The following is an 18601-nucleotide window of genomic DNA, read 5'->3' on the forward strand; positions in this document are numbered from 1 at the left end:
GACACTTTCTCCGGTTGAGAGGAGGAGATGGGTGAGGTTGCTGATTCTTCTAGTTCTTCGGCGGTCCCATGGGGATCTGCAACGGGTGCCATAGGCGAGACGCTACCGGCGCCGCCGGAGACCATTCGATACCGTGTCGCAATGCGAACGTCCTCGGTATCCACTCCCAGAAGTCGTCCGCCCTCTCGGCGGAGAACGGCCCGCCTGTCCGATCTTCTGGTGAGTGGTCCGGTCGTCCTGGACGGAGCGATGGGGACCGAGCTCGACGCCCGTGGCGTTGACACCCATAACGCACTGTGGTCAGCGCTTGCGCTCACCGCTGCTCCTGAGGCGGTGTATGCCGTCCACACCGACTATCTGGACGCCGGCGCCCGCGTCATCACGACCAACACCTATCAGGCGACCCTCCCCGGACTGCGGCAGGCCGGGCATGACACAGTCGGTGCCAGAGATGTCATTGCGGCCGGGGCTCGCCTCGCTAACGATGCCGCCCGTTGCTTCGAGAGGGAGCATCCCGAGGAGCCGGTGCTCGTGGCTGGAGGACTTGGGCCCTACGGCGCCTACCTGGCTGACGGCAGCGAGTACACCGGCGCCTACGACGTCGACGTCTCCGAGGACTCCGGCTTCCAGGAGGTTCACCTGCCTCGCATCGAGGTGCTGGTGGGGGAGGGGGTTGACCTGTTCGCCTTGGAGACGCTTCCGCGTCTGAACGAGGCGCAGGCGCTCGTCACCATGGTGAAGGGCCTCTCTCCTCAGGCCGAGTGCTGGGTCTCCTTCCAGGTGCGGCCCGACGGCGTCCGCCTGGCCGACGGCACTCCGCTGGTCGAGGCGGCGGCCTGGGCTGCCGGGGAGGAGGCGGTCGTCGCCGTCGGCGTCAACTGCGTGGCCCCCGACGTCGTCGGTCGAGCGCTGCCGGTTCTGCGCGAGGTCACTGCCAAGCCGCTGGTGGCCTACTCGAACTCAGGCGATAACTACGACCCTGGGACCAAGACGTGGAAGGCCGGAGACGAAGGGGGCGGGTTCACGGCCCTGGCGCCCTCCTGGATCGCCGCAGGCGTCAGACTCATCGGCGGCTGCTGCCGCACCCGCCCAGCACAGATCCGCGAGATCGCCCACGCTGTCCGTACGTAGCCACGAGTTCTCCGACGCCGACAGCCTGGTGAACTCAGTCCGGAGTCGTCTTGCATGCCATTGCTCTAGTGCTAGAGTAATGGCATGCGTCTCCGACGCCGACATCGTCGTCCTCTCGCTCCTTGCTGAGCAGCCGCGCCATGGCTACGACCTCGACCGGGTCATCGAGCAGCGAGGTTACCGCCAGTGGACCTCCTTGGCCTTCTCATCCGTCTACTACGTCCTCAAACGCCTGGCGGAACGGGGGCTCGCCGTGCCCGACGAGGGGTCCACGGAGCGTCGCACCGTCTTCCGTGTGACCGGCACCGGGCACAGTGAGCTGAGCAAGGCCGCCGGTGAGCGTGTTCTCGCCCCGGCTCCACCCACCGCCGGTGTGCTCCCGGCACTCAATGCCTATGCCCGGCTCGATGAACCCGAGCTCGTGGCCGCCCTCGCGCAGCGTGCCGAGGCACTCCTCGAGAGGCTCGATGAGTTGCGCGGGCTGCGCGCTCAGGTCGATGAGAAGCACGCCCTGGCCATCTTCGACTACGAGATCCTGCGTCAGGAAGCGGATCTCGCCTGGACCCGATCCCTTCTCAAGGAGAGCAGACACTGATGAGGACTGATATCAAGAAGGACCGCAAGGATCTCTACCTGCCGGGAAGAACCGACTTCACCGAGGTGGACGTGCCGGCCATCACCTACCTGGCCATCGACGGTCACGGCGACCCCAACACCTCGCCGGCCTACGCCATCGCGATCCAGGCCCTGTACGCGGGCGCCTACGCGATCCGCTCCGCCCTCAAGAAGCGCACCGGTGACGACTTCGTCGTCGGTCCTCTCGAGGGACTGTGGACGAGTGCCGATGACTCCGCCTTCGTCGCCCGCGACAAGGGGGAGTGGGACTGGACCATGATGATCCCTCTGCCCGACGCGGTCTCATCGCAGGACATCGTCGACGGTCTTGGGCAAGCCGCACGCAAGAAGCCCGAGCTTCCCATCGCCGCTCTCAAGGAGCTCCCACTGAACGAGGGCAGGTCGCTGCAGATCCTCCACGTGGGCGCCTACGACGACGAGGCCCCCACCCTGGCCCGCCTCCACGACGAGGTCATGCCGAGACTCGGACTCACCTGGAACGGGCCCCATCACGAGATCTACCTCAGCGACCCCAGGCGCGTGGCGCCGGAGAAGATGAAGACCGTCCTGCGCCAGCCGGTGAGGCCTGTCGCGGACGCCAATGAGGCGGGCTAACCCTGCTGCGGACCCACGGACAGCAGGTGGATGACCGCGTGCTTGTCCCTGTCGCACTCGGCCAGGTCCACCAGGGCCGTCAAGCGCCAATCATGGTCGCCGTCGGGGTCCTCCAGGACCTGCGTGGCCAGCCATACCTGCCGTCCGGAGGCCTCCAGGGCCTCGCGCAGGCGCTCGCTGACGCCGGCAGCGGCCAGAGCCGTCTCGTCAGGAGCCTCATCGAGCGGTGCCAGCGAGATCGCCCGGGCCGAGGTATCCGTGCCGATCCAGTCGTACTCGTCCCAGTAGCGCCCCAGCACCTCATCCCAACGGTCCTCGCCCCAGCCGGAGGAGGCGTCCAGGCGCCCCAGGGCCTCGACGTCGTCGCGCGCCATGAGCTCCACACGCCGGAACATCTCCCGTCGTACCGCGACCCGGAAGGCGTGACGGTTGCGGGTGAAGGCGACCGTCCCGTCCTCGTCCGCGCCGAAGGCCCGCTCCACCCCGGCCGAGTCGTCCGCACCGGGACGGTCGCCCTCCAGCAGGCCGGCGGCCTCACCCGCCCTGCCCGCCTGGGCCTGACCGAGCGCCTCCCACTCGTCGAGCAGGGAGGAGTCGACGGAGCGCACGAGCGCCCCCAGCCAGTCGATGAGCTCGGTGACCTCGGGTGTGCGGTGCTCCTCGGGCACGACCTGGCGCAGCGCCCGGTAGGCGTCGGTGAGGTAGCGCAGCACCACGCCCTCGCTGCGTCCCAGGTCGTAGCGGGAGATGAGGTCGGAGAAGGTCATCGCGTTCTCCACCATCTCGCGCACCACCGACTTCGGTGCCAGCTCGTGCTCGGCGATCCACGGGTTGGTCTGCTTGTACATCTCCAGGGCAGGAGTGAGCAGCTCGGCCAAAGGCTGGGGCCAGGTGATCTCCTCCAGGGCGGCCATGCGCTCCTCGTAGTCCATGCCCTCGGCCTTCATCGCGGCGATCGCCTCGCCGCGGGCGGCGCGCTGCTGGGCGTAGAGCAGCGGGCGCGGGTCGTCCAACGTGGCCTCGACGACGCTGACGACGTCGACCGTGTGCTCCGGAGCCTCCGCGTTCAGCAGGTCCATGGCCGCCAGGGCGAAGGGTGCCAGGGGCTGGTTGAGGGCGAAGTCGGCCGGCAGGTCCACGGCCAGCCGGAGCCGGGGGCGCCCGTCGGCGGCGGCCTGGGCGCTGGAGACGTGTGTGAGGACGCCCGCCGTGCGCAGGGACAGGTAGATCTCCAAGGCGCGGCGCACGTGCCGGCGCCGCTGGGCCTCGGGCTCGTGGGCGCGCTGAAGGAGACCCGCCATCGCCGCCACCGGGTCGCCGACGCGCTCCATGAGGTTGAGCACCATGGTGGTGGTGACCTGGAACTGGCTGATCAGTGTCTCCGGGGCCGCGTCGCGCAGTCGCTCGAAGGTCTTGTCCGTCCAGTTGACGCGCCCCTCAGGGGCCTTCTTGCGCACGATCTTGCGGCGCTTGCGCTCGTCGTCGCCGGCCTTGGCCAGCGCCTTGGCGTTCTCGATGACGTGCTCGGGGGCCTGGACGACGACGTAGCCGCGGGTGTCGAAGCCCGCGCGCCCCGCCCGCCCGGCGATCTGGTGGAACTCGCGCGCGGTGAGGTGGCGCTCCCTGGAGCCGTCGAACTTCACCAGCGAGGTCATGACCACTGAGCGGATCGGTACGTTGATCCCCACCCCGAGCGTGTCCGTGCCGCAGATGACGGACAGCAGGCCCTCACGGGCCAGTCGCTCCACCAGCCGCCGGTAGCGCGGCAGCATACCCGCGTGGTGCACACCGATCCCGGCACGCAGCAGCCGTGAGAGCGTGGCCCCGAAGCCACCGCCGAAGCGGAAATCGCCCAACGCCTTCACCACCTCCGCCTTGCGGGACCTGGGCACCAGGTCCACGCTCAGCAGGGAGGCGGCCCGCTCAACCGCCTCCTTCTGGGAGAAGTGGACGACGTAGACCGGAGCCTTGTCCTGCCCCACCAGACGCTGGAGCAGCTCACCGATCGGCTCGACGACGTACTCCATCTCCAACGGCACCGGCCGCACGGCGTCGTCGATGACGGCGACCTCGCGGCCCGTACGTTTGCGCAGGTCCCGAACGAAGAAGGAGACGTCACCCAACGTGGCCGACAGCAGCACCATCTGCGCCTGGGGCAGCTCCAGGAGGGGCACCTGCCAGGCCCAGCCGCGCTGAGAATCGGCGTAGTAGTGGAACTCGTCCATGATGACGCAGTCCACGTCCATGTCCTCGCCCTCACGCAGGGACTGGTTGGCCAGGATCTCCGCCGTGCAGCAGATGATCGGTGCGGCGGCGTTGATGGAGGTGTCCCCGGTGACCATACCCACGTTGTCCGCCCCGAACAGGCGCACCAGCTCGAAGAACTTCTCACTGACCAGGGCCTTGAGCGGCGCCGTGTAGTAGGAGCGGCCCCCACGGGCCAGGGAGACGGTGTGGGCGGCCAGTGCGATCATCGACTTGCCCGAGCCGGTCGGGGTGGCGGCGATGACGTGGCGGCCCTCCAGGATCTCCGACAGCGCCTCGTCCTGGTGCGGGTAGAGCGGACGTCCGGTGGTCTCCGCCCAGTCCGAGAAGGCCAGGTAGACCTCCTCGGGCTCGGGGACGCGCTCGGGATCATCAGCCGGGATGAGGACGTCGAGCATCGCGTTGAGGGCCGGAGCGTTCTGGGAGGTCACGGCGTCATCGTCTCACGGGGCTGGACGGTGAACGATCCGGGGCGGCTTGCGGGAGAGCCTCTCCAGATCGTGACCCGTCCTGAGGAATGGCCGCGCTATGTCCCGGGTACCGATTCGTGAGACCATGCGGGCCGTCCCCTGCCTGCAGTGACACCGTGAAAGGCCGAATCTCCCATGGATGCCCTCGCCGCCCAGCTCGCGGCGGTCTCGGACTGGATCACCCTCCACATCACCATGTGGGTGCTCGTCGGTACCGGGATCCTGCTGACCGTCCGCACCGGTGCCGTCCAGCTGCGACGACTGCCGGACATGTTCCGCCAGGTGGCCGGATCGCGCTCCGGCGCTCAAGGAGGCATCTCCTCCTTCCAGGCCTTCACCATCTCCCTGGCCGCCCGCGTGGGCATCGGCAATGTCTTCGGCGTGGCCGCCGCCCTCATCCTGGGCGGCCCCGGGGCGATCTTCTGGATGTGGATCGTGGCCCTGGTAGGCATGGCTACCGCCTTCTTCGAGGCGACCCTGGCCCAGATGTTCAAGGTGCGCCACACCGACGGCTCCTTCCGCGGTGGACCCGCCTACTACATGGCCAGGGGACTGCGCAGCCGCCCCCTCGGTGTGGTCTTCGCCTGTCTGACGATCTTCACCTGCGGCTTCTCCATCATCATGGTCCAGTCCAACGCCGTCGCCGGGGTCATCGGGCCGGGCTCCCCGCTGAACCTGCCCTCGAGCGTCGCCGCCGCCGTTCTGGTGGGGCTCTCGGCCCTCGTCATCCTCGGCGGGGTGCGCCGGGTCGCCCGCGTCACTGAGTGGATGGCGCCCATTATGGCCCTGGTCTACGTGGTCATGGCCCTCGTCATCGTCGGGCTTCACGTCACTCGGCTTCCGGGTCTCCTGACCACCATCGTGTCCTCGGCCTTCGGTCCCGCTCCCTTCGCCGGAGGAGTCACCGGTGGCATCATCGCCGCCCTGACCAACGGCACCCGCCGCGGCCTGTTCTCCAACGAGGCCGGACAGGGCACCGCCCCCTTTGCCGCCGCCACCGCCACCGTCGCCCATCCCGTCCAGCAGGGACTCATCCAGTCCCTCGGCGTCTTCGTCGACACGATCGTCGTGTGCACCGCGACCGCCTTCATCATCCTGGTCTCCGACGTCTACAGTCCCACCCTCGTCGAGTCCGGCGCCCTGACGCCGGACGCTGCGGGCACCCTCACCTCCGACGCCGTCGCCGCCACCCTGGGCGGATGGACGGCTGTCCCCATGGCGATCGTCATCTTCGTCCTGGCCTTCTCCTCCATCATCGCCGCAGCCACCTACTCCGAGGTCTCCATGACCTTCATCTCGGAGCGGCCCGAGTGGCGCTGGCTGCCCCGCCTCGTCTCAGTGGTCTCCACCGGGCTGGGAGCCCTCGCCTCCTTGACGGTGGTGTGGAACACCGTCGACATCACCATGGCCGTGATGACCCTGACCAACCTGGTCGCCCTCGTCTGGCTCGCCCGCTGGGGCGTGGGCGCGCTCAAGGACTGGGACGCCCAGCGCCGGCAGGGTCGAGACGCCCCCGTCTTCATCGGCGTCGGCAACCCGCACCTGCCCGGAGACCTCCCCGGCGACGTCTGGGCGGGTGAGGGCTCCGACGCCGTCGGCACCGACGAACCTGCCCGGACCGACGACGTTCCCGCCCCCACCCCGGCCAGCAGCCAGCCCGCCGCCTCGACAGGAGCCGACGCATGAGCCTCACCAGCATCGAGAACCTGCTCAACTCCGTCGACGACTTCTTCTACACCTACCTTCTCGCCGCCCTGCTCATCCTGGTCGGCATCTACCTGACCGCACGCACCGTCCTGGTGCAGCTTCGCCACTTCGGCACCATGGTCAACTCCCTGTCCGGATCGCGCTCGGGTGCTCAAGGAGGCATCTCCTCCTTCCAGGCCTTCGCCGTGGGACTGGCCGCACGTGTCGGCATCGGAAACATCGCCGGAGTCGCCCTGGCCGTCGTCGCAGGCGGACCCGGCGCCCTGTTCTGGATGTGGGTCGTGGCCCTCATCGGCATGGCCACCAGCTTCGTGGAGTCCACGCTCGCGCAGATCTTCAAGGAGCGCGGCCGCGACTTCACCTTCCGAGGGGGCCCCGCCTACTACATCAAGAACGGGCTGGGGTCGGCCCTGTGGGGCAAGGTCTTCGCAGCCCTGTGCATCATCTCGGTGGGCATCACCGTGGTCATGGTGCAGACGAACTCACTGGCCCAGATCGTGACGGCAACCGTTCCCAACCTGTCGGGCTGGATGGTCGGGGTCTTCCTCGTCCTGCTGACCGCCCCCGTGGTCCTGGGCGGGGTCCGCCTCGTGGCTCGCGTCGCCGAGTGGTTGGCCCCCGTCATGGCCCTGGCCTACGTGCTCATGGCCATGGTGGTCGTCATCCTCAACGCGGACCGCCTCCCCGAGGTCCTTCTGAGTGTCTTCGAGGGCGCCTTCGGCCTCAACCAAGCCTTCTTCGGCACAGCCGGCGGCATCATCGCGGCGCTGCTCAACGGCGTGCGCCGCGGCCTGTTCTCCAACGAGGCCGGCCTCGGCACCGTCCCCAACGCCGCCGGTACCGCCACCGTTGCCCACCCAGTGCGTCAGGGGCTCATCCAGTCCTTCGGTGTCTTCGTCGACACTATCCTCGTGTGCACGGCCACCGGCCTGCTCATCCTGCTGGCCACTGACACCTACCGCCCCGGCGACGACTCCCTGATCGGGGCGGTCCTCACTCAGCAGGCCGTTGCCGAGCACTTGGGGTCCTGGACCGCCTGGCCCATGGTGGTCCTCATCTTCGTCCTGGTCTTCTCCACAGTGCTGGGCTGCTACTCATACGCCCAGGTCAACGTCAACTTCCTGGGCGGGGAGCGGCGGGCCGAGCAGGTCTTCGGGATTCTCCTGACCGCGGCGGCCTTCGGCGGCACTGTTCTGACCCTCCCCATTGTGTGGGCCCTGTCCGACATCGCCCTGGGGCTGCTGGGTATTCTCAACCTCATCGTCATCGTGCGCCTGGCCCCCTGGGTCATCGGAGCTCTGCGTGACTTCGAGTCCCAACGCGCCCAGGGCATCACCGAACCGACCTTCATCGGTCACGGCAACTCCCTTCTGCCCGGCGACGTGGTCCCCGGCATCTGGGAGCCCGACGACGTGGCGAAGCGGGGCTGATCTCCATGTCTCCAATGGTGCGCACCTCGTGGGCGGACCAGATCGACGCCGCCCTGACGTCCACCTCCGACCTGCTCTACTCCTGGGTCCTCATGTGGCTGCTGGTGGGAGCCGGAATCTTCTTCACGATCAGGACCCGCGGTGTTCAACTGCGGCACACCGGGGCCATCGCGGTCTCGGTGTCGGGCTCCCGTGACGGGCGCCATGGCGGGATCACCTCCTTCCAGGCCTTCGCCGTCGGGCTGGCCTGCAGGGTGGGAACCGGCAACATCGTCGGGGTCGCGCTGGCGCTCATCATGGGCGGACCAGGCGCCGTACTGTGGATGTGGCTCGTCGCGATCCTGGGAACCGCCACCGCCTTCAGCGAGGCGACCCTCGCTCAGCTGTTTAAGGTGCGCCGCTCGGACGGCACCTTTCGCGGTGGCCCCGCCTACTACATCTCCCGCGGACTGAGGCTGCCGATCCTGGGCGGCCTGTTCGCCGTCGTCTTTCTCATCGCCAACGGCCTGGTCATGCCCATGGTGCAGGCCAATGCCATCACCGCCTCCCTCCAAGGCGCCGGAGGGCTCTCGCCGAACCTGGGTGCCGTTCTCGTCGTGGCCATGACAGCCCCGGTCCTCCTGGGAGGCCTGCGTGCGATGGCTCGGGTGGCCGAGTACCTTGCCCCGCTCATGGCACTGGCCTACCTGGTGCTGGTCCTGGCCATCCTCGTCACCCACCCCCTCCAGGCCTGGGAGGCGCTGCGCTCCATCATTGAAGGGGCCTTCGGCCTGCGTCAGGGACTGGGAGGACTGGCCGGGGGAGTGACCGCCGCCCTGCTCAACGGCGTGCGCCGCGGCCTGTTCTCCAATGAGGCGGGACTGGGTGGAGCAGCCTGCGCAGCGGGCTCGGCCACCGTGGAGCACCCGGTCCAGCAGGGCTTCATCCAGGCCTTCGGCGTCGTGGTCGACACCCTGTTCGTGTGCACCGCGACAGCGCTGGCGATCCTGGTCGCCGGAGCAGACGTCTTCCAGCCCGGGGCCACCGCCAAGGAGAGCGCGGGGACCCTGACCCAGGACGCCATCGCCCACCTCGTGGGGGAGTGGAGCCGCTGGCCCATGGCCCTGCTCGTCGTCGTCCTGGCCTACACCACGATTATCGGAGCCTTCTCCTACGCCCAGGTCTGCCTGGACTACCTCACCGACCGCCCCTGGATCTCACGAGCACTCCAGATCAGCGCCGTCATCTGCGCAGGCATCGGAAGCGTGCAGCAGCTGACCACCGTGTGGACCCTGGCTGACGTGCTCCTCGGTGTTGGAGCCATCATCAACCTCGTCGCGCTCGTGCTGCTGAGCCGGTGGGTCGTCGGTGCTCTGAGAGACTGGGAAGCGCTGCGCAGCTCCTTGGGCCCGGACGGGAACCAGACGACCTTCCGAGGAGACTCCGAGCACCTGCCAGCCGTCCTTCCCACGGGAACGTGGGAAGGGCCGGTCGGTCGGTAGACCGGCGGCGTCACCGAATCGAAACACTGATTCCGTAGCCTTCGGGAGTACGACGACGTATCTCCGTCCTCAGGCGGGGTGGTGTGAGGGTGAAAGCCCGTTCCTGGTACTGGACCGCACGCGCCGCCTCTTGCTTGCGTTGTCATCCCAACCCTATGGAGGTTCTTACGTGCAACCGGTTCTGGCTTCCTTCAGCAGCGCCGCATCCAGCACCGACAGCAGCTGGACCAGTTCTTTGGAGTCCTTCTTCACCGAGGGCGCCAAGATCCTGGACAAGGCCTCCGGGCACCTGTTCCTCTACCTGCTCGCCTGGCTTCTTGTGCTGGGCGGTCTCTACTTCACTGTGCGGACCGGTTTCGTCCAGCTGCGCCTCTTCCCCTACATGGTGCGGGCCATCACCTCCTCCCGTGGCGGCAAGGAGGGCGGGATCTCCTCCTTCCAGGCCTTCGCGGTCGGCCTGGCCTCCCGGGTCGGTACCGGGAATATTGTCGGCGTAGCCATCGCCATCACCATGGGTGGTCCCGGTGCCGTGTTCTGGATGTGGGTGGTGGCCACTGTCGGCATGGCCACCGGGTTCATTGAGGCGACCCTCGCCCAGCTCTACAAGGTCACCCACCCCGATGGCTCCTTCCGCGGAGGCCCGGCCTACTACATCCAGCGAGGCCTGGGCTCCAAGCCCGCCGCCCGGGTCTTCGCCGTCGTCATCACCTTCGTCTTCGGCTTCGCCTACGAGGCCACTCAGGCCAACACCATCGCGGCGACGATGAAGAGCACCTTCCACATCGAGCCGTGGATGACCGCGATCGGGCTGGTCGTCATAACCACCCCGATCATCTTCAAGGGCATCAAGTCGGTGGCTGTCGTCTCAGAGTGGCTCGTGCCGATCATGACGGTGGTCTACGCGCTCATCGCCGTGGCCATCCTGGTCCTGCACGCCAGCGCGATCCCCGAAGCCATCGTCTCCATCTTCGAGGGCGCCTTCGGAGTCAACCAGGCCTTCGCCGGAACCGCCGGCGGGCTCTTCGCCGCAGCGCTCAACGGCGTTAAACGAGGACTGTTCTCCAACGAGGCCGGTGAGGGATCGGTCCCTAACATCGCCGCCACGGCAACCGTGTCCCACCCCGTTCAGCAGGGGTTCGTGCAGTCCCTGGGCGTCTTCGTCGACACGATCGTGGTGTGCACCGTCACCGCTCTCATCGTCCTGCTCTCCGGGGTCTACACCCCGGCAGGCTCCCACGCCACCGAGGAGGCCGCAAAGGCCGCCGAGGACGCAGCCAACACCCTCACCTCCGCCTCCGTCACCCATGTGCTCGGCGGCTGGGCGCAGTACCTCATGGCGATCATCATCTTCGTCTTCGCCTACTCCTCACTCCTGGGCAACTACACCTACGCCCAGGTCAACATGGACTTCCTCCAGGGTAGGCAGCACAAGCACTACGCCCTGCGGGCCATGATCATCGTGGCCACCGCCGTCGGCTCCCTGTCTACGCTCACCTTCGTGTGGAACCTCTCCGACCTGGTCATGGGCGCGATGACCGTTATCAACATGGTCTCCATCCTCCTGCTGGGAGGCTGGGCCTTCGGTGCCCTGCGTGACTGGGAGGCCCAGAGACGAGCAGTCCAGGCCGGTGAGAAGGACGAGATCCGGTTCATCGCCACCGACAACCCCTACCTGCCCGGCAAGCTCCCCGGAGAGATCTGGGCCGCCGGCGGCCCTGCCCACGCGGCCATCATGGAGCGTCGTGCTGCTGTGGAGGAGGCCTCGAGCAGCTGATCCCAACGGGCTAGGCTGACGCCCATGAAGATCGCGCGATTCTCCACCGGCGACGACCCCCGTTACGGCATCGTCCAGGGCCTGCCCGACGACGAGGTCGCCTCGGGCGAGTCCGAGGGGCACCTTCTGGTCCTCAAGGGGGATCCCCTTTACTCTCTGCCCGAGGCCACCGGAGAGGTCGTCGAGCTGTGCGATGCCCGGCTCCTGTCCCCGGTCATCCCACGGTCCAAGGTCGTGGGTATCGGGAAGAACTACACGGGCCACGTCGCGGAGATGGGGGAGAGCGAGCCCCCGCGGGAGCCGGTCGTCTTCCTCAAGCCCAACACGTCCGTCATCGGCCCGGACGCTCCGATTGTCCTCCCCTCCTGGAGCGACGAGGTCCATTACGAGGCCGAGCTCGCCGTCGTCATCAAGACCCTCGCCAAGGACGTGCCCGTCGACCACGCCGACGACGTCATCCTGGGCTACACGGTCGCCAATGACGTCTCAGCCCGCGACCGCCAGCGTGCCGAGCCGCAGTGGGTGAGGGCCAAGGCCTTCGACACCTCCTGCCCCCTGGGCCCGTGGATCGAGGTTCCAGAGCCCGGCCGCGCCCCCGTCTTCTCACCCGACGACGCGGCCGTGCGCGCCCGGGTCGGCGGCCGCCTTGTCCAGGAGGGCCGCACTGCGGACATGATCCGCTCCGTCCCCGAGCTGGTCTCCTACGTCTCGACGATCTTCACCCTTCTGCCCGGTGACGTCATTCTCACCGGCACGCCGGCGGGGGTCGGTGAGATCAGAGCCGGTCAGCGCGTCGAGGTCGAGGTCGAAGGGATCGGTTCCTTCTCCAACCCGGTGGTGCGTCGCTGAACCGACGACCTCGGCCCAGCGTGCGCGGGCTCAGGATGATACTCCGGAGAGGCGGCGGACCGCGTCTCTCATGCGGTTGAGGGTCTCGTCCTCGATCCCCCGGCCCGTTGCCAGATTGAGGCGGCAGAACCCCGACCAGGTCCTCCCAAAGGTCACGCCCTCATTCATTGCGACTCCGCCCTCCTCGCGGAAGAAACGTGCCGGCCGCTCCAGGCCCAGGCCTCGGCAGTCCAGCCAGGCCAGGTAGGTCGCCTCCGGGAGCGTCGGCTCCATCCCCTCGATGCCGGCCAGGGCCGCGCCCACCAGGTCCCGGTTGGCACGGATGTAGGTGCGAACCTCACCCAGCCAGTCCCGACCATCGCGCAGGGCCGCAATGGTGGCCAGGGCGCCGACGACGGAGGCCTCGACCTTGAGGTGAGCACTGCGAGCATCGGCGTCCCAACGCCGACGGGCCCGGCCCGAGGCGATGAGCTGTGCGCACTTCAGGCCCGGAATGTTCCACCCCTTGGACGCGGCCGTTGCCGTGAACGTCAGATCCGGGTCCGAGCCCGGGCGGGAGGCGTAGGGGAGATGGACCAGTCCATCCTCGAGCACCAGAGGCGCGTGGATCTCATCGGAGAAGACCGGGACCCCGTACTTTGAGGACAAGGCGGCGACGGCGTCGAGCTCGGCGGCAGTGAGCACCCGCCCCACCGGGTTCCATGGGTTGCACAGGACGAGCAACCCGGCCCCCGTGGCCATGGCGGCCTCAACGCCATCAAGATCCAGCTCCCAGCTCGGCGAACCGTCCCGGGAGGGCCTCGTGACAGAAGGAACCTCGATGCACTCGCGACGGTGGCGACCGGGAATCTCGAGGAAGGGCATGTAAGCCGGGGTAGGGACGATGATGGGGGAGCCCTCAGAAGTGTGAGAAGTGATGACCGCACTCAGTGACGAGAGCACGTCGGGCAGCAGGCTCACCTGCTCGACCTCCACCTCCCAGCCGAAAGCCTCACGCTGGTAGCGGACCGTCTCCTCGCGCACCCGCTGAGAGACCGAGGGAGGCATGTAGCCCAGAAGGCCGTGGCGCATCGCCTGGTGAATCGCCGCCTCGACCGCCGGAGCGGTCCCCAGGTCCATCTCGGCGACCCAGGCCCCGACCACGTCGCCGGGGTACTGGGACCACTTCAGCGACCCGCGTTCGCGCATCTGTTGCGGGGTCAGCGAGTCGAAGGCCTGGGCCAGGGAGCTGGAGCCGTTGGTATCGGTGACAACCATGAGTGCGATCCTAAGGCCGCTGCCGGGAACTCGCCTATGTCAGTACATGTTCGTCAGGTGTCCTTGGACGACCTGCCCGAGCTCTTCTCGTCGCTCCTGCCGCTGGGAGCAGTGGCCTTGCCGTCGTCGGATCCGCTCTTCTTACCGTCGCTCCTCCCGTCCTTGCCGGAGCCACTACCGGACTCGCTCTCGTCCATGTCGGCCGGGCCAGGATGACTGATCGGAGTGGCCTCGAGCAGCTCTTCCATCTCGCTTGAGGAGTACGCGTCGACGGGGCAGGCGTACATGCCCTGGAGCAGGACCGGCGTACTCGTCGTCGTGAAGACACGTACGAAGCCGGTTAGCCGATAGTCCTTCTGATCCTCTCCGGTATAGGTCATGTCCACTCGCCTGGTCTCTATGGCGTTTCCGTCCGTGTCCTTGACCAGGGCGGAGTCATCCCGCGCAGGTTCGGTGGAGACATTCGACAAGTGCGAGCTCGTCTTATACGAATCGAGGATGGAGTCGGCTCGGTGCTCGGACTGCGTACGATCGCCTTTCGCGCTGGTATCGAACAGGTTCTGCGTAGCCGAGAACACGCAGCCATTTGACTTGTCCATCTTGTTCTTGCCGTCGGTGTCGTAGACGGTCACCTCCCAACCGGGCTGGGACTGGGGGAACTCCCATGAAGGAGCCCAGCCGATGTTGCTGTTCCCACCGGCGTCGGAGGGCTTGTCCGACGGCTTCGAGCTCTTGCCGGACGAGTTGCTGGACGGTGAGGCACTGCTGGAGGCGCTGGGCCGTGACGAGGGGGAAGGACCGGACTCGTCCTGGCACGCGGCCAGCGCGGGAATCGCCAGAGCAAGGCTGAGCCCTGCCACGAGTGGGAGCCTGAGCGCTGCGTCACGGTGACGGCCGGGACGTGACGAGGAAGGTCGGGTCGGGGACATGGATGAACCTCCAAAGGGTAGGCGGGGAGTCGGTCGGTCCGATCGAGTCAGGAGCCGTCGTCGTCACAGGTGCGGAAAGTGGGCCGTCACAGTGGGATAACGACTTCATGGAGACGACGGTAACCGCCACCACGTCGCGCGGCCATGGGGAGAATGGGCCATCGGGATACGCTGTACCCATCATGCCTGAACTCAGCGATCACTCTTCTTCTCTCCGCTCTGAGCCCGCCGCTGCGGCCGACGTCCCGGCACGGGGCACATCGTCCGTTCGCGTGCGCTTCTGCCCCTCGCCTACGGGAACCCCGCACGTGGGTATGGTGCGCACCTGCCTGTTCAACTGGGCCTACGCCCGTCACACCGGGGGCACCTTCGTCTTCCGGATCGAGGACACCGACGCCGTCCGTGACTCCGAGGAGTCCTTCGATGCCATCCTGGACTCCCTGACATGGCTGGGCCTGGACTGGGACGAGGGCGTGGGCAGGGGAGGACCTCACGAGCCCTACCGTCAGTCCCAGCGTATGGGCCTGTACAAGCAGGTGGCCGCCGAGCTGCTCGAGGCGGGCTACCTGTACGAGTCCTTCTCTACCCCCGAGGAGATCGAGGCCCGTCACCGTGAGCGTGGTGAGGACCCCAAGCTCGGTTACGACGGATTCGACCGCGACCTGACCCAGGAGCAGAAGGACGCCTTCCGAGCGCAGGGGCGTATGCCCGTCCTGCGGATGCGGATGCCGGACGAGGACATCACCTTCACCGACATGGTTCGCGGCCCCATCAGCTTCAAGGCGGGCAGCGTGCCGGACTACGTCGTCGTGCGCGCGGGCGGGGATCCTCTGTACACCCTGGTCAATCCCGTTGATGACGCCGCCATGGGCATCACTCACGTCCTACGGGGTGAGGACCTGCTGTCCTCCACCCCGCGGCAGGTGGCGCTCTACCGGGCCCTGATGGAGATCGGTCGGGCCCAGGCGATGCCCGAGTTCGGTCACCTGCCCTACGTCATGGGAGAGGGCAACCGGAAGCTGTCCAAGCGCGATCCTCAGTCGAACCTCCTCATCCACCGCTACCGCGGCATGATCCCCGAGGGGCTGCTCAACTACCTGGCCCTGCTGGGCTGGTCTCTGAGCGCGGACCGTGACGTCTTCTCGGCCGCAGAGATGATCGAGGCCTTCGATGTCCACGACGTCAACCCCAACCCGGCCCGCTTCGACCCCAAGAAGTGCGAGGCCATCAACGCCGAGCAGGTACGAGCACTGGGGGAGGAGGACTTCCGCGATCGCCTGGTGCCCTACCTCGCCGACGCCTACCCCGACCCGACCGGCGAGGCCCAGCAAGTACCTCTGGTCTCGGCGACCTCCTTCGATGAGCTTTCGGCACGGGAGCAGGAGATCCTGAGCTCGGCGGCGCCCCTCATCCAGACCCGGATCCAGCTGCTGCGCGAGAGCCGCGACATGCTGGGCTTCCTCTTCGTGCCCGACGACGATCTCGCCATTGACGACAAGGCCAAGGCCAGGCTGAAGGCCTCGGCGGGTGATGTTCTGGACGCCGGTATTCACGCCCTGGAGGGGCTCAGCACCGACCTCTGGGATAGGGACCACCTGGAGGAGGTCCTCAAGAAGGCCATTGTTGATGGCCGGGGTATGCCCGACGGCGAGGGGATCAAGCCCCGGCTCGCCTATGGCCCTCTGCGCGTCGCAGTCACCGGACGGCAGGTCTCCCCGCCGTTGTTCGAGTCCATGGAGATCCTGGGAGCCGACTCGACCCTCGCCAGGATCAAGGCATTGAGGGCCCAGCTCGGGTGACTAATGACTAACGCCGGGACCTCGCGGGGTGGGCGGAGAACACCGTGTTCTCCGCCCACCCCGCTGCTGTGCCCAGGTTCCTTTAGTCGTCCCAGCAGAACACTCGCCTCATGCTCCGCGGCCCCCTGAGGCTACATAGCGCCTGCATCGATTCCCTGTAGTCGAATACCCGCCAGGATCGTGTGCCACTGATCCTGGCTGATGAGAGAGCCCTGCGGGCACAGCAGCATGACCTCCAGCTCGAGTCCGGCGTCACCTACTCGTCTGTCGAAGCGATAGCCGTCCATGGGTGTGTTGGGGGAGTCTGAGAAGTTGGCGGTCACTGAGAACGTCTCCTCATAGCCTGGGAAGGTTCCGCTGTCGTCGCGGATGGCCTCCACCGAGGTCGGTCCTTGTGTTGTCTGATAGCCGGAGAAGATTGACTGCTGACGCTTGAGGGCTGCTTGAGACTGAATATCGTCTCCGGCTCCCCGGAGGTTGTAGTACCTCTCCTCGGCCTCGCTGGAGATGAAACCGAAGCAGGCGGGGTTGGCGTTGACCGTGTAGCCGTCGATAGTCCCGTTGGGGCCGGCCGAGTCCTTCTTGATGCGCTCGTCGTCGTGTGCCCAGACCGACGTGTCCTCGTTGGTGATCGTGACGTTCGGGGCCGTCCACGCCGTCGCTGACGGCGAAGGTGTGGACGGCGACTTCGTGGCGGTCGGGCTTGGCTTCTTGGACGGTGTGGCCGAGCTGGAGGCGCTGGCCTCGGCGGAAGCGTTGACGGGTTCGACGGTGAGCTGGCCCTTGTGGGCGGGGCCGCAGGCGCTCAGTGCTATACCAGTGGTCAGACACAGCGCTGCGACCAGACGACGACGCCGGAGTGAGGGGTGATCTGAACGGTTCCGGGAGCACTGTGAATGAGAAGGCATGAGGCTTCCATGATGTGAGGGGAGTTGAACGCGTGAGGGACGGAGTGCCGAGCTCTTGGGATCGACGGCACCTGGCTCCGGTTACCCCATGGCTCCGGCGTCAAAGCCGCTGACGCGCGTCCCGCTCAGCAGGTCATGCCATGTCTGCAGGTCTGGAAGGTTGCCTGGAGCGCACTGCAACGTGATCTCGAGAGTAGCCCCTTGTTCTCCGATCTGCCGGAAGAATCGGTATCCAGTGACGTCCTGGTTGCCGGAGTCCCTGAAGGTGACCGTGCCGGTGTAGGCGACCTCGTAACCCGCGAGCGTTCCGCTGTCATCAGGCATGACATCGACGACAGACGGCCCTGAGGTCACCGTGTAGGTGGGGTACTGCGAAGGCTGCTCCTGCACCTTGGCGGAGGAGGCGGAGTTATCCCCCGTTGTCTTTCTGCTGTCGTACGTCTCCTGAGAGGACTGGTAATTCAGAAGGCCCTGACAGGTCTGGTCATTGAAGAGGTATCCCCGCTTGATGAGGAATGAGGTCTCCAGCGGGATGCTGAGGATACCGTCGTTCTGCTGCCAGAGGTCGGTTCTCTCGTTGGTGATCGTCACGCTGGGCATCGTCCATGCTGACGCGGAAGAGGTGGCCGACGCCGATGGTGTGGCCGACTTGGAGGCTGACGGCTTGGCGGAGGGAGTCTCTGAGCTGTCTGCAGAGGCGCCGACGGGCTCGACGGTGAGCTGGCCCTTGTGGGCGGGGCCGCACGCACTCAGGGCCAGGCCGGCAGTCAGGCACAGTCCAAGAGTGAGGTAGCGAGTTCTGTGAGAGCCACGGCCGGTATGGTTGTGGCGCAGCGGATGAGTGCGCATATGGCCTTCCAGAGGGTAGCGGGGCGAGCAGGAACTCATGCGAGTCTAAGGGATGTCTCCGCTGATGCGCTCGGTTGTGGGGGTGCGGAAGGGCTCGGTGGCTTGATGGTCATGGGCTGTCAGGAGCTGCTCGATGGCCCGGTCCGTGGTGCTGCGCAGAGCCGCGTTCCGCCGCGTTTGATTTGTGTCTGTCGTCACGTCGCGACGATTTGGTGGGGCCGGGGTGGAGGTGTAGATTACTGCCCGCTGCCTCGGCCGCGATCCGTTCGAGGTGAAGCCCTTATGGGGTATGGTGTAATTGGCAACACGACTGATTCTGGTTCAGTTATTCTAGGTTCGAGTCCTGGTACCCCAGCGGATCCACTGTTATCCGCTGATCCACAGCCCCCATCGTTTAGTGGCCTAGGACACCGCCCTCTCACGGCGGCGGCGCCGGTTCGAATCCGGCTGGGGGTACGAGGGTCTGGTTGTCGTCTTCGACAGCCGGACTGTCACAGCCCCCATCGTTTAGTGGCCTAGGAC

General features: G+C 66.9%; 15 protein-coding genes and 3 tRNA genes (1 of these 18 cut by a window edge). 12 read left to right on the forward strand and 6 right to left on the reverse strand.

The window, feature by feature from the left end:
* Positions 1–204: 204 nt before the first annotated feature.
* The 3 genes from mmuM (at position 205) to HMPREF9056_RS10795 (ending at position 2361) form a co-directional block, all read left to right on the forward strand.
* Positions 205–1131 carry a homocysteine S-methyltransferase gene (gene mmuM, locus HMPREF9056_RS10785; RefSeq protein WP_034514474.1) on the forward strand — a complete coding sequence of 309 codons (927 nt, stop codon included), beginning with the start codon at positions 205–207 and terminating at the stop codon, positions 1129–1131.
* Positions 1132–1210: 79 nt separating this feature from the next.
* Complete coding sequence (locus HMPREF9056_RS10790; RefSeq protein ID WP_009405011.1) at positions 1211–1726, forward strand: PadR family transcriptional regulator; 516 nt, start codon at positions 1211–1213, stop codon at positions 1724–1726.
* Positions 1726–2361: a GyrI-like domain-containing protein gene (locus HMPREF9056_RS10795; RefSeq protein WP_009405012.1), complete on the forward strand. Its 636-nt coding sequence runs from the start codon at positions 1726–1728 to the stop codon at positions 2359–2361. The genes HMPREF9056_RS10790 and HMPREF9056_RS10795 overlap by 1 nt, the downstream gene beginning before the upstream one ends.
* Here HMPREF9056_RS10795 and HMPREF9056_RS10800 read toward each other — a convergent pair.
* Positions 2358–5024: an RNA helicase gene (locus HMPREF9056_RS10800; RefSeq protein WP_009405013.1), complete on the reverse strand. Its 2667-nt coding sequence runs from the start codon at positions 5022–5024 to the stop codon at positions 2358–2360. The genes HMPREF9056_RS10795 and HMPREF9056_RS10800 overlap by 4 nt on opposite strands.
* Positions 5025–5231: 207 nt before the next feature.
* Here HMPREF9056_RS10800 and HMPREF9056_RS10805 point away from each other — a divergent pair, with 207 nt between their 5' ends.
* From HMPREF9056_RS10805 to HMPREF9056_RS10825, 5 genes are all read left to right on the forward strand, one after another.
* Positions 5232–6782 (forward strand): sodium:alanine symporter family protein, encoded by a 1551-nt coding sequence (locus HMPREF9056_RS10805; RefSeq protein WP_009405014.1) that lies wholly within the window; start codon positions 5232–5234, stop codon positions 6780–6782.
* Positions 6779–8233 (forward strand): sodium:alanine symporter family protein, encoded by a 1455-nt coding sequence (locus HMPREF9056_RS10810; RefSeq protein WP_009405015.1) that lies wholly within the window; start codon positions 6779–6781, stop codon positions 8231–8233. Before HMPREF9056_RS10805 ends, HMPREF9056_RS10810 begins: the two co-directional genes overlap by 4 nt.
* A 5-nt stretch (positions 8234–8238) precedes the next feature.
* Positions 8239–9714 carry a sodium:alanine symporter family protein gene (locus HMPREF9056_RS10815; protein ID WP_034514463.1) on the forward strand — a complete coding sequence of 492 codons (1476 nt, stop codon included), beginning with the start codon at positions 8239–8241 and terminating at the stop codon, positions 9712–9714.
* 169 nt (positions 9715–9883) lie between these two features.
* Positions 9884–11488: a sodium:alanine symporter family protein gene (locus HMPREF9056_RS10820; protein ID WP_034514464.1), complete on the forward strand. Its 1605-nt coding sequence runs from the start codon at positions 9884–9886 to the stop codon at positions 11486–11488.
* Positions 11489–11512: 24 nt separating this feature from the next.
* Entirely contained in the window at positions 11513–12337 is an 825-nt protein-coding gene (locus tag HMPREF9056_RS10825) for a fumarylacetoacetate hydrolase family protein (RefSeq protein ID WP_009405018.1), read from the forward strand.
* 30 nt (positions 12338–12367) lie between these two features.
* Here the strand turns inward: HMPREF9056_RS10825 and HMPREF9056_RS10830 are convergent, their stop codons facing one another.
* Both HMPREF9056_RS10830 and HMPREF9056_RS10835 read right to left on the reverse strand, forming a co-directional pair.
* The gene (locus HMPREF9056_RS10830; RefSeq protein WP_009405019.1) at positions 12368–13594 is read right to left on the reverse strand and encodes a MalY/PatB family protein; all 1227 of its coding nucleotides are present in this window, start codon (positions 13592–13594) and stop codon (positions 12368–12370) included.
* A gap of 53 nt (positions 13595–13647) precedes the next feature.
* Entirely contained in the window at positions 13648–14454 is an 807-nt protein-coding gene (locus HMPREF9056_RS10835) for a hypothetical protein (RefSeq protein WP_253270013.1), read from the reverse strand.
* 251 nt (positions 14455–14705) lie between these two features.
* Here HMPREF9056_RS10835 and gltX point away from each other — a divergent pair, with 251 nt between their 5' ends.
* Complete coding sequence (gltX, locus tag HMPREF9056_RS10845; protein ID WP_034514465.1) at positions 14706–16322, forward strand: glutamate--tRNA ligase; 1617 nt, start codon at positions 14706–14708, stop codon at positions 16320–16322.
* A gap of 131 nt (positions 16323–16453) precedes the next feature.
* Here gltX and HMPREF9056_RS10850 read toward each other — a convergent pair whose 3' ends face one another.
* The 3 genes from HMPREF9056_RS10850 to HMPREF9056_RS14185 all read right to left on the reverse strand — a co-directional run bounded on the left by HMPREF9056_RS10850 (position 16454) and on the right by HMPREF9056_RS14185 (position 18277).
* On the reverse strand, positions 16454–17230 hold the full coding sequence (locus tag HMPREF9056_RS10850) for a hypothetical protein (RefSeq protein ID WP_034514466.1): 777 nt from the start codon (positions 17228–17230) through the stop codon (positions 16454–16456).
* Positions 17231–17311: 81 nt separating this feature from the next.
* Positions 17312–18079 carry a hypothetical protein gene (locus HMPREF9056_RS10855; RefSeq protein ID WP_034514467.1) on the reverse strand — a complete coding sequence of 256 codons (768 nt, stop codon included), beginning with the start codon at positions 18077–18079 and terminating at the stop codon, positions 17312–17314.
* 45 nt (positions 18080–18124) lie between these two features.
* Complete coding sequence (locus HMPREF9056_RS14185; protein WP_009405026.1) at positions 18125–18277, reverse strand: hypothetical protein; 153 nt, start codon at positions 18275–18277, stop codon at positions 18125–18127.
* Between the two features lie 85 nt (positions 18278–18362).
* Between HMPREF9056_RS14185 and HMPREF9056_RS10860 the strand changes: the two genes are divergently transcribed.
* From HMPREF9056_RS10860 to HMPREF9056_RS10870, 3 genes are all read left to right on the forward strand, one after another.
* Positions 18363–18434 (forward strand) — tRNA-Gln (locus HMPREF9056_RS10860).
* A gap of 28 nt (positions 18435–18462) precedes the next feature.
* Positions 18463–18535 (forward strand) — tRNA-Glu (locus HMPREF9056_RS10865).
* A 40-nt stretch (positions 18536–18575) separates the two neighbouring features.
* A tRNA-OTHER gene (locus tag HMPREF9056_RS10870) sits at positions 18576–18601 on the forward strand (it continues 38 nt past the right edge of the window).

Origin of the sequence: Actinomyces sp. oral taxon 170 str. F0386, from assembly GCF_000195595.1 — a bacterium.
In the GTDB taxonomy this organism is placed as follows: Bacteria; Actinomycetota; Actinomycetes; order Actinomycetales; family Actinomycetaceae; genus Actinomyces.

Coding starts and splice junctions, on each gene's coding strand:
- HMPREF9056_RS10790 (WP_009405011.1), top strand. CDS start 1,211: ATGGCATGCGTCTCCGACGCCGACATCGTCGTCCTCTCGCTCCTTGCT.
- HMPREF9056_RS10795 (WP_009405012.1), top strand. CDS start 1,726: ATGAGGACTGATATCAAGAAGGACCGCAAGGATCTCTACCTGCCGGGA.
- HMPREF9056_RS10800 (WP_009405013.1), bottom strand. CDS start 5,024: ATGCTCGACGTCCTCATCCCGGCTGATGATCCCGAGCGCGTCCCCGAG.
- HMPREF9056_RS10805 (WP_009405014.1), top strand. CDS start 5,232: ATGGATGCCCTCGCCGCCCAGCTCGCGGCGGTCTCGGACTGGATCACC.
- HMPREF9056_RS10810 (WP_009405015.1), top strand. CDS start 6,779: ATGAGCCTCACCAGCATCGAGAACCTGCTCAACTCCGTCGACGACTTC.
- HMPREF9056_RS10815 (WP_034514463.1), top strand. CDS start 8,239: ATGTCTCCAATGGTGCGCACCTCGTGGGCGGACCAGATCGACGCCGCC.
- HMPREF9056_RS10825 (WP_009405018.1), top strand. CDS start 11,513: ATGAAGATCGCGCGATTCTCCACCGGCGACGACCCCCGTTACGGCATC.
- HMPREF9056_RS10830 (WP_009405019.1), bottom strand. CDS start 13,594: ATGGTTGTCACCGATACCAACGGCTCCAGCTCCCTGGCCCAGGCCTTC.
- gltX (WP_034514465.1), top strand. CDS start 14,706: ATGCCTGAACTCAGCGATCACTCTTCTTCTCTCCGCTCTGAGCCCGCC.
- HMPREF9056_RS10850 (WP_034514466.1), bottom strand. CDS start 17,230: ATGCCTTCTCATTCACAGTGCTCCCGGAACCGTTCAGATCACCCCTCA.
- HMPREF9056_RS10855 (WP_034514467.1), bottom strand. CDS start 18,079: ATGCGCACTCATCCGCTGCGCCACAACCATACCGGCCGTGGCTCTCAC.